Origin of the sequence: Klebsiella sp. 10982 (assembly GCF_048589245.1) — a bacterium.
GTDB lineage: Bacteria > Pseudomonadota > Gammaproteobacteria > Enterobacterales > Enterobacteriaceae > Klebsiella > Klebsiella quasivariicola.
Genome location: NZ_JBMAXV010000002.1, coordinates 302,193 through 308,588, shown reverse-complemented (window position 1 = coordinate 308,588; position 6,396 = coordinate 302,193). Strand labels below are relative to the sequence as shown.

At 39.1% G+C, this 6,396-nt stretch carries 7 protein-coding genes and 1 pseudogene; 4 read left to right on the top strand and 4 right to left on the bottom strand.

Going from position 1 to position 6,396, the window contains the following annotated elements:
* Positions 1-705: 705 nt before the first annotated feature.
* Positions 706-1,113 (top strand): annotated as a pseudogene (locus ACKLKD_RS03095) (tyrosine-type recombinase/integrase); the annotation flags it as partial.
* 194 nt (positions 1,114-1,307) lie between these two features.
* On the opposite strand, the gene ACKLKD_RS03090 reads toward ACKLKD_RS03095, so the two are convergent.
* Positions 1,308-2,582 (bottom strand): hypothetical protein, encoded by a 1,275-nt coding sequence (locus tag ACKLKD_RS03090; RefSeq protein ID WP_087805136.1) that lies wholly within the window; start codon positions 2,580-2,582, stop codon positions 1,308-1,310.
* Positions 2,583-2,637: 55 nt separating this feature from the next.
* On the opposite strand from ACKLKD_RS03090, the gene ACKLKD_RS03085 reads away from it, so the two are divergent.
* Positions 2,638-3,228, top strand: coding sequence for a hypothetical protein (locus ACKLKD_RS03085; RefSeq protein ID WP_071701099.1), 591 nt, complete (start codon positions 2,638-2,640; stop codon positions 3,226-3,228).
* 594 nt (positions 3,229-3,822) lie between these two features.
* Here the strand turns inward: ACKLKD_RS03085 and ACKLKD_RS03080 are convergent.
* Genes ACKLKD_RS03080 through ACKLKD_RS03070 form a run of 3 tightly spaced genes read right to left on the bottom strand, consistent with a single transcriptional unit; the run spans position 3,823 to position 5,090 of the window.
* Entirely contained in the window at positions 3,823-4,158 is a 336-nt protein-coding gene (locus ACKLKD_RS03080) for a hypothetical protein (protein WP_071701100.1), read from the bottom strand.
* Between the two features lie 30 nt (positions 4,159-4,188).
* Complete coding sequence (locus tag ACKLKD_RS03075; protein WP_080924333.1) at positions 4,189-4,548, bottom strand: acyl-CoA dehydrogenase; 360 nt, start codon at positions 4,546-4,548, stop codon at positions 4,189-4,191.
* Positions 4,548-5,090, bottom strand: a complete 543-nt coding sequence (locus ACKLKD_RS03070) for a hypothetical protein (RefSeq protein WP_080924332.1) — start codon at positions 5,088-5,090, stop codon at positions 4,548-4,550. Before ACKLKD_RS03070 ends, ACKLKD_RS03075 begins: the two co-directional genes overlap by 1 nt.
* Positions 5,091-5,279: 189 nt before the next feature.
* Between ACKLKD_RS03070 and ACKLKD_RS03065 the strand changes: the two genes are divergently transcribed.
* Positions 5,280-5,654 (top strand): helix-turn-helix domain-containing protein, encoded by a 375-nt coding sequence (locus tag ACKLKD_RS03065; RefSeq protein WP_022645563.1) that lies wholly within the window; start codon positions 5,280-5,282, stop codon positions 5,652-5,654.
* A 263-nt stretch (positions 5,655-5,917) separates the two neighbouring features.
* Positions 5,918-6,310, top strand: a complete 393-nt coding sequence (locus ACKLKD_RS03060) for a DUF2787 family protein (protein WP_080924331.1) — start codon at positions 5,918-5,920, stop codon at positions 6,308-6,310.
* The last annotated feature ends 86 nt before the right edge of the window (positions 6,311-6,396 follow it).

Below are 6,396 nucleotides of genomic sequence, written 5' to 3'. Positions count from 1 at the left end.
GTCATGCGTGACAATCCGCCTGTAGTTACTCCTGGCTACCGCATTCAATCTGGCTATCGTAGCGGCATTGGTTTGCAAGTCATCGTGGAAGAGTCGGTGCTCACTCGCGAGATAATCGACAGTGCGAACCGCTCATTTTGGGCTGGGGATATGCCCCTGGTCCCTAAGTAAGCAAGATGATGAAGCAAACTCTTTGTATAGCAACTCAGCATTAAACGCTCTAATGCACCCGATGAAATCTATGGCGGCTGCATGAACGTGTGAACGTGAATTCGACCCAGTAGTAACCCCGGATGCCACAGGAATGATTCCAGATATCAAGGCTGATATCTGATACTTTTGAATGCCACTAAAAAAAGAACTGTGCGGAATTCTGACATCTGGGGGTACTTATTGGGTTATGTTAAAACAACAAGTAAAACAAAACCATTAAAAAGTCAAGGTCTTTGTGCAGGTTGTTTAATTCCCATTGTCACCATTAAATCAATAATTTATAGCTTTTCATCTGCATATAATCCTGCTGCTTTCTCTCCCGCGTACTTACTGGCGTACTTATTTAGCATTACATAGCTGAGTGCCATGTGCCCTTTCACACAAATTCAAACTTTACAGACATACTTTTCATCCTGAGGACTGGGTAAGGTTCATTTGCTGTTTTAAGCACTACAGGTAAACATGTTACGTCAGATCGACTGGATGGGGCCGAAAGGCACCATCCATCTGCGGGAAACCAAGACAGGGGTAGAGCGCTACGTTCAGTTATCGAATCAGGCGATCGACTTTCTTAAGGTACTACGCCTTACTTCCGACAAATATCTATTTCCTTCGCGGGCGACTAAAAAGCCAATCCAGCAGAAGTACCTGACCGAGAATTCATGGCGTTTACGTGAAAGCGGCCAAATGCTTAATATACCCCATTGGAAGCCCCACGATTTGCGGCGTACTGTGGGAACAGGGCTGTCACGCTTGCAATGCCCGAATGAAGTTGCAAAGGCCGTATTGGGGCATACGCGTGGCGGTGTTGAAGGTATTTATAATTTGTATAAGTATGATGCAGAGTGTCGGAAGTGGTTGCAGGTGTGGGCTGATTACTTGGATAAGTTAATTGTATAGTTCATTAATTTCAATGTGTTTATGCTGCCCTACTTTTTATCCTTTGATGGGGCGCACATCCTTATTGCCGGGGGGAATATAAAAAATTATTTAATCTATATAGTGTTTAAAGATCCGATACGGTAAGTGGTATGAGGTTTTTTCACATGTTATCATAATTATAGATTTTTTATCCTTTTATCTATGGCTCCGACTTATGCTTCATAAAAATCAATAGGGTTAATTCTAATGATTGGCAGGTGAGATAAATTCATCTTATCTAATGTCTCGGTCATTAAGCATGGGTGCCTAGATGCTAGTATATTAAGGAAATCATTTTTGCACCATATGTAATTATTTTTAACTCCGGGGCACATTTTATATTTTAATAAAGGACACATCCAGTCTCCATCTTGTAATGATTGAATTAGCAAGCTTTCAACATAAAAGTTAATAAAGCTATTGGATGTGAATTTGACTGGAGTCATCGATATATGTTCACCCGCTTCATTTATTAATACGGGTATTCCAATTTCAGTAAGATAATCTTCAAGTGTAAATTTGAGTTTCATGGGATCTAACTGAAATAAAAAGTAGAAAACGAAAAGGTTATTATCATCGTTAAACTTGTAAGTTAAAACGTGATGAAGCCATTCACGAATAGTTACAAACGTATCTTCACCATAACACACTTTAAAGTATTCTAAGTGACTTTTTTTTCGCCTTAACAACTTTGATAATACATTCTCAGAGAAATTACCGCGTGATCTCCATTGATACAATTTGAAAAAATCGTAGGCAGTGTTATTATCATCTGCCTTTATTATTTCATGTTTATGATCTTTTGCAATGAAGAATAGCTGATTTACAGGATTGTCATTATATAAACAAAACTCAATTAATAATATCTTGGTTGAGTCGCATATTTCACCAAGACCAAGATAATCTAACACAATGTCGACAATTTTATAAGGAATGTCGTAATAGTGTTTCTCTTTCCATCTTTTGTTTTCGATCTTACGCGTGATGAATTCAATTAAATCTTTTGCGCTAAGAGTACATTTCATACCAGTGGATGAAGTTAATTCATACTTGTGTACATTAATATCATTAATTGAGTGCTCTGAGATTTTTTCATGGCTGGTTATTGTACCAAAATTTTCAATGGCCTGCTGATTCCCCCAAGTGAAATCATATTGCTGAGACAGAGTTTGATAATCACCTGGCCAGTTATAAAAAGGAGCGGTGATTTTTTGAGCATGGCATGCTGATAATGAAAAGTAATGGCGTTCAAGACTTGAAGCAGTTGCCTGTCTTAGCAGGTACGGGAGTGTGACATCCTGTATAAAATGAAGGAACTCATGAAAGAAGGTAGCGTCATCAAAGTTCGTTTTTTTTTTGAAATCTCTTGAATTATAGGAAAAAATGGTGTATTTAGAAGGTATGTAGTATGCAGAGGTGATGCTGTTTAAAACTTTGTTTTTCAACATGATATTTCCCCTGATATAAAAATATAATTCCAATATTAAGAAAGGAAACCAAAGCATGGCTAATTGGCTTATTCAAATAGCAGAAAAAGACTATGAAGGCAAGCTTTTTCATAATGCATTTGGAGTTTTTATATATACCAATGCCAATGCATCGATGAGAAAGTTGATTGAAGATGAACACTATTGGGAAGCATTGCATGATAGGTCAGGGGAGAAATGGAATATATATTGTATAAAGGCTTCTCAGGGAAAGGATGAATTTCCTCCCATGCCACGAGGTTCAATGGGAATGATGGTTCCGGTCTGGAGGGAGCCAAGAGAAAATAAGGAGTTGTTGGAGTTGTTTAAAATAAAAGATACAAAGGAAGCATACTTTGTTTTCTTCAACTTTGACAATGAGGATAAATCTATTGTTTTTAGAAAAAATATAATTAAAGAAACAAGTGTTGAAAAAATGTTTGATGAAGTTAGACGGTTAATAGATGAATATACGAGTATAGTAGAAGGGGTCTTGCCTGAAAACTCTCAGGAGGGGGTTAGCATGCATATATATGCGGAGTCCAAAATGTCTCTAGATGAGCGTATTAATTTTTTGAAGAAATTAATCCCAGTAGCAAGAAATTTTAAATTCTTAATCAATGGTTGAATAACTTTTTAGCTCTGGGTTTAATGGTTAAATAACCGATGTGTTAAATGTCTGTATATTTTACCTTCGCCACGTTACGAATTGCATAATTGTTTTTCTATCAACTTATAGTGCATAGATTACTATCCATAGATTAATTGTATTGGCTGTGATTAATATTTGTTCACAGCATTTTGGATTTGTGTTTGAAGCGGGTGCTGAATTTTTCGATAAAACTTTGTGAACTAACTACTGTTTTAATTATAAGAAGGTGTTTTGTTGCTCTCAAGGTCATCAGCGTTCGCTCCTCGGTGTAGATCTGCTTGGCATCATATACAGAACAGTCTCTTGTAAACTACTATGAAAATAAATCCTTGTTACCAACAGAATAATAAAAATTAGTCGCTCTGTATATGTCTTTCAGGTTGATGTTAATAATGAAAGATGCAATACATAGGAGTATGGATTTCTGACCTGCTTGACTTGAGTTCAACGAACTACGAAAAGGCGGTGCTAATTATAATTAGTAAACATGATAATCTTTTCATAGTGATTCCTTTTGGGTAAAATATGATCTACCTCACCCAAAAGGAACTCTGATGTTAACTACGGTAATTATAATCCAGATACGTTTATATAAAACTGGCCCTTACCTTCATCTGTTTTTTGTATCCGGTAGGTGATTGGCAGAGAATTTTGAAGATCAGGTTTTGTGAACGTTAAATCAGCGGCACACTGATAAACATCAAGCCCTGATTCATGGCTTATTGTTCTGACATTTTCTACTGTAATCCGAACATCCTTATCCAGTGTCATTCCCTTCTCGATTGTCTTTCTGGCAATATCCACGACCAGATTTTTAGCGTCATCACTACTACATTTTGGTGTTTTCTCGCCACAGCCAGTCAGCAAACCAGCCGCTATTAATACCAGAAGCATTGTTTTTTTCATCTAAGATTCCTTCGTTAATTAACGATATTTTTATTTCTTATTAAATAGACCATCCATTGCGCCTGCCGCAGAAGCCCCGCAGTATCCCTCGCAACCACGAGTCATAAAGCTGGCTTTACCGTTTTTTAGTTCACTAATTACTGCAACACACTGGCTGGTATTGTCATTCCAGGCCCAGCGACGTTTCTGGCTTTCTCCGACAGCTATTTGCTGTGCCGTTCCCTCCATATTGCATACGCCTGAACCGTCTCCTGTTGAGGCATTAATGTTGAATTCAGCGTTATTCTGCCCCGGATGCAGGGTTAGAACCGCTCCGGGTTTTACGTACTGCGCTGCCGCAGCCGGAAGCGTCATGGCTGCCATCAATAAGGCCAACAGTTTTCTGTTCATTAATTAATTCCCTGATAAGTGATACGGATGTTTTTGGTGATTTTCCCCAGTGCCAGCGGTCTGCGTTTTTCCACAAAGAAATAAACCACGTTGAATGCGGACTTGCGGTGATTCCCTCGACCAAGAGAGGGCCAGTTGCGGAAAGATTCGATCTGTTCTTCTGAGTAGGGCGTGTCAGAGAAGTCAAATAGCACAAGTAAGGCTTTGCCGTCATGCTTCATCAATTTCTTTACTTCTGTACTGTTGACGGTCGCGGAGACATTGGAACGTGCCGCAGTTGGTTTACGTACTGCAAACTCAACGGCTACATCATCAATGACAAAATCAATGTAACCGTGCCCGGATACAGTTCCTGGCAGTTTACTTTTTACTTCCGGTGAGACGTTATCTGCAAACCAACCCAGCAAATAGCAACGTACCAGAGGCAGTAATTCCCGCTCGCTACATTCGTTCAGACGCAGTGTTTTGACGAACTCCCGGCGATAAAGAGAACTGAAAAAATATTCAAAGCATTCCGTTATCTCAGTAATGGTGGTTGCCACAATGTTCTCCTTTTTGCCACCTTTGCTCTGCTGCTCAACTGAGTGGGCTTCCAATCCAGCTTAGTTGTTCGGTTGCAGGTATCTTTGTCTATAAATGATGTGATAGTTAATTTTATGTCCATTAGTGATGTTCATGCAAGAGTAAAAAAGCCCCAGAATTCCTCTTATGGACGTTCTGGAGATAAAGTGATGGTTAAACTGATGGCAGATTCAGCTGATAAGCTGGTAGGGCAGCGTATTCAGACCAGACGTAAAGAAGCAGGGCTAACTGCTGCCGATCTTGCAGAGACTATCGATATCTCTCAACAACAACTTTCCCGCTATGAACGCGGAACGAATAAGATCAATATTGCTCATTTAGTCAAAATTGCTGTTGCTTTAAAAACTCCAATAAGCTGGTTCTTTATTGATTGTATGGAGGATTTGAATGTTTCTGATATCCCGATTAACTATGCCACTGGGCTTGACGTTGAATTAAAACAACGACTCGAGCAAGTCTGGAATAAGCTGGATAACCCTAAGAGGAAAAGCTTAATTATGTTTTTAGATGAGTTTATAAAATAAAAACAAAAAAATAGTTTCCGGGTGAAATTATTTGCATTAAAAGCATGACCCTGGTAAAATAACATTGCTGGATAGTTTCATATTGTCCAGTAGCTGATACAAACTGATTGCAACTTAGCATTTCATTTTATTATTCTATCCTGATGAGAGGACGTCTATCGTCTGAAGAGTCAGTATGGGCAATTATTTGTTTGTATCATCAATTCAAATACATATTTACCGGAATAAAAACGATGAGTGTTATCCGTCAGGAAGGGCTAGCTATGCCCGTCGATCAGGAATTAATAAATATCATATTAAATGAAGCGGGAAATCCACCGCCGCATAAAGCCAAAATTACAGCCGTCAGTCTGTTATTTAAAGACCTGAGTTACAGCGCTGAAAATGGCGGTTACCATCCTGTCGAAATACGGCTTATTTCTCGCAATGACGAATGGTATTTTGATTACATTACCGACTTCAGTTATATGGGAGTGGTATACCCCGAACTGGAAAAGGAAATTGATATCAGCTGGAGTCAGCAATATGTCTTTCTTGCTTATGTTGGTGACCTGCCTGTTAACGCCGGAAGGGAGCTGTTTGAACTCTGGCAATCCAACTTTATTCAGTATCACGCCATGAACGTCTACACCATTACCGTCCTGTGGGAAAGTTAATCCCTCTGCACTAACTATCACTACTTTATGGGGAATTATCTGTGAGAACTGACAGAGGGATACGTGCGTCTCAACAGGGCGAACTG

Excerpts from the sequence above, each read along its gene's own strand:
- ACKLKD_RS03080 (WP_071701100.1), bottom strand. The coding sequence starts at position 4,158 with ATGAAAAAAACAATGCTTCTGGTATTAATAGCGGCTGGTTTGCTGACT.
- ACKLKD_RS03065 (WP_022645563.1), top strand. The coding sequence starts at position 5,280 with ATGGTTAAACTGATGGCAGATTCAGCTGATAAGCTGGTAGGGCAGCGT.
- ACKLKD_RS03060 (WP_080924331.1), top strand. The coding sequence starts at position 5,918 with ATGCCCGTCGATCAGGAATTAATAAATATCATATTAAATGAAGCGGGA.
- ACKLKD_RS03075 (WP_080924333.1), bottom strand. The coding sequence starts at position 4,548 with ATGAACAGAAAACTGTTGGCCTTATTGATGGCAGCCATGACGCTTCCG.
- ACKLKD_RS03090 (WP_087805136.1), bottom strand. The coding sequence starts at position 2,582 with ATGTTGAAAAACAAAGTTTTAAACAGCATCACCTCTGCATACTACATA.
- ACKLKD_RS03085 (WP_071701099.1), top strand. The coding sequence starts at position 2,638 with ATGGCTAATTGGCTTATTCAAATAGCAGAAAAAGACTATGAAGGCAAG.